The sequence below is a fragment of the Mesorhizobium sp. M1312 genome (assembly GCF_040318115.1).
Classification (GTDB): Bacteria; Pseudomonadota; Alphaproteobacteria; order Rhizobiales; family Rhizobiaceae; genus Mesorhizobium.
In genome coordinates this window covers 1-2,565 of the sequence record NZ_JAMYLQ010000084.1, presented here as the reverse complement: position 1 = coordinate 2,565, position 2,565 = coordinate 1, and the positions used below count along the sequence as shown (strand labels likewise).

Genomic DNA, 2,565 nt, shown 5'->3' with positions numbered 1-2,565 from the left:
ACGGTGTAGACGTGATGCACCTTATTGCGCTGCATGATCAGGCCGCCGCTGGTTGGGGCCGCAGTTTTGCGGATCTCCAATTCCACGGCAGCAAATCATCGATCCGATGGGCCGGATAGGCGGGCAGTCGGGCGAGGACGTTGGCGAGCCAGACCTGAGGGTCGATATCGTTCATCTTGGCGCTGACGATCAGGCTGTAGAGAACGGCAGCGCGCTGTCCGCCGCGATCGGAACCGCAGAACAGCCAGGACTTTCTGCCGAGAGCGATGCCGCGCAGGGCTCGCTCGGCTGCATTGTTCGATAGGCAAATCCGGCCATCGTCGAGGAACCGGGTGAAGGATGACCAGCGGCGCAGCATGTAGTTGAAGGCCTTGGTCAGGTCGTGCCCGCGCGAGAGCTTGTCGCGCGTCTCGATCATCCAGCGCTCGAGCTTGGTGACCAGCGGCACGCTCCGCTCCTGGCGCACGGCGTGGCGTTGGGCCGGCGACAGGCCGTTGATCGCGCGCTCGATATCGAACAGGGCATCGATGCGCTTCACGGCTTCAACCGCTAGCGGGTAGACCAGGTTGGGCTTGTCGCCGCGCGCCTTCTTGCGCACCGCCGCTTCGATATCAGCCAGCTCGAACACTTTGCGCCGGCTGTGAGCCCAACAGCTGGCTTCCAGAACAGGCGTCGGCTGACGACCCGTCGCATAGAGCTCGCCATAACCGCCAAAGGCATCGGCCTGCAGAATGCCGCTCCAGCCGGCGAGATGCGCCGCGGGATGTTCCCCTCGACGATCGCGGGAATAATAGAACACCGCCGCCGGCGGATCGGCGCCGCCGAACGGTCGGTCATCGCGCACATACGTCCATAATCGGCCGGTATCAGTCTTGCCCTTGGCCAGGACTGGCACCGTCGTGTCGTCGCCGTGCAGACGTGAAGCGGCCAGCACATGGGCTTCGAGCCGCTTGAACAGCGGCATCAGCGCCGCGGCGCCGGCGCCGACCTGGTCGGCGAGCGTCGACAGGCTGAGCGGCACACCTTCGCGGGCATAGCGTTCGGCCTGGCGGTTGAGCGGCTGATGCTGTCCGAACTTCTCGAACAGGATCATCGCCAGCAGGCCGGGACCGGCCCAGCCGCGCGGGGTGGCGTGGAACGGCGCCGGAGCCTGGCTGATCGCCTCGCAGTCGCGGCAGGTGAACTTCTCCCGCACATGTTGGATCACCTTCCATTGCCGCGGCACCACCTCCAGCGTCTCGGTGATGTCCTCACCCAGCTTGCGCAGCCGATGACCGCCGCAGCAGTGGCAAGCGGTCGGCGCCGGCTCGACCATGCGTTCGCGCGGCAGATGCTCGGGAAATGGCTGGCGCGCCGGTCGTTTGCGCACAAAAGGCGCCACCTCGGTGGTCCGGGCCGCGGCCTGTTCGGCGGCGATCTCGTCTTCCGTCGCCGTGCTCTCGAGCTCCTCGAAGGTGAGCTCCATTTGGTCGTGCAGGCGGGCTGAGCGTTCAGAACTCTGACCATGCAGCGCCCGCTGCAGCTTCCGGATCGTCAGATGCTGATGCGCGATCAGCGCCGCATCATCCGATGCCTTGGCCCTGGCGACTGCCAGTTCGGCCTCGACCAGCGCAGCGCGCGCCGCCTCGTCTTCGGCTCTGGCCAGCGCCGCGGTCAGCGCTGCTCTCAGCGCGCCGATATCGTCCGGAACGGCATCCTGGGCGGTGGCAACCATGCCCTGGAGTGAATCATAAAATGCGTCCGCTGACTCGCGGAAAATGCCGCAAACTCAAAGAAAAACTCAGCCCGCGCGCTGGGGGCGGAACGTGTGACGCGGGTTGCGCCAATCGATGCCGTCGAGCAGGTAGGCGAGCTGCGCCGGTGATATGGAAACCGTACCGTCCGCCGGCGACGGCCATAGAAACCGGCCCTTCTCGAGCCGTTTTGCATACAGTGACATGCCGAGCCCATCATGCCAGATGATCTTGATCAGATTGCCGCTGCGGCCGCGGAAGACATAAAGATCGCCGGCATGCGGATCCCGGCCCAGCGTCTCCTGAACCTGCAGAGCGAGGCCTTGCATCCCGCGACGCATATCGGTCCGGCCGACCGCCAACCAGATCCGCACTTGGCTCGGGACCGGGATCATGAAACACCCAGCGCCTTCACCGTCGCCGCCGCCAGTGTCGGCGGTGTGCTCAGTGGAATCCGCAACCGCACCTTGCCGGCGATCTCCAGCTCGATCACCGCTGGGGATGCCGCCGGCCGCGAAACGGCGACAGTCTCATCGGGAGCCACGACAACTTCGGCAAAGCCCGTCTCGCGGGCTCTCACCGCGCGGCGCCACTTATAGATCAGGCTGGTCGCGACATCGTACTGACGCGCCACCGCCACCACTGTGGCCCCGGGCGCGAATGCCGCGGCCAGTATCCGGCGCTGATCCGCTTCACTCCAACGACGCCGCCGCTCCGGCCCGGTCAATAACGTCACATGGCTCATGCTGTGCTGCTAACTACGCTCGTAAGGACGACCTTAAGAGCGCAGCCTCGCTATCGTAACTTGCTCGCGCAAGGCGGCCCTCGCCGG

General features: G+C 65.6%; 3 protein-coding genes. All 3 read right to left on the bottom strand.

Annotation, left to right across the window (positions count from 1 at the left end; all coding sequences use genetic code 11):
• Positions 1–37: 37 nt before the first annotated feature.
• A complete protein-coding gene (gene tnpC / locus NKH36_RS34550) occupies positions 38–1,714 on the bottom strand; it encodes an IS66 family transposase (protein WP_352966278.1) in 1,677 nt (558 codons plus the stop codon).
• Between the two features lie 66 nt (positions 1,715–1,780).
• On the bottom strand, positions 1,781–2,128 hold the full coding sequence (gene tnpB / locus NKH36_RS34545; protein WP_292240810.1) for an IS66 family insertion sequence element accessory protein TnpB: 348 nt from the start codon (positions 2,126–2,128) through the stop codon (positions 1,781–1,783).
• Positions 2,125–2,478, bottom strand: a complete 354-nt coding sequence (tnpA, locus tag NKH36_RS34540) for an IS66-like element accessory protein TnpA (protein ID WP_352966276.1) — start codon at positions 2,476–2,478, stop codon at positions 2,125–2,127. Before tnpA ends, tnpB begins: the two co-directional genes overlap by 4 nt.
• Positions 2,479–2,565: the final 87 nt, after the last annotated feature.

Coding starts and splice junctions, on each gene's coding strand:
- tnpC (WP_352966278.1), bottom strand. CDS start 1,714: ATGGTTGCCACCGCCCAGGATGCCGTTCCGGACGATATCGGCGCGCTG.
- tnpB (WP_292240810.1), bottom strand. CDS start 2,128: ATGATCCCGGTCCCGAGCCAAGTGCGGATCTGGTTGGCGGTCGGCCGG.
- tnpA (WP_352966276.1), bottom strand. CDS start 2,478: ATGAGCCATGTGACGTTATTGACCGGGCCGGAGCGGCGGCGTCGTTGG.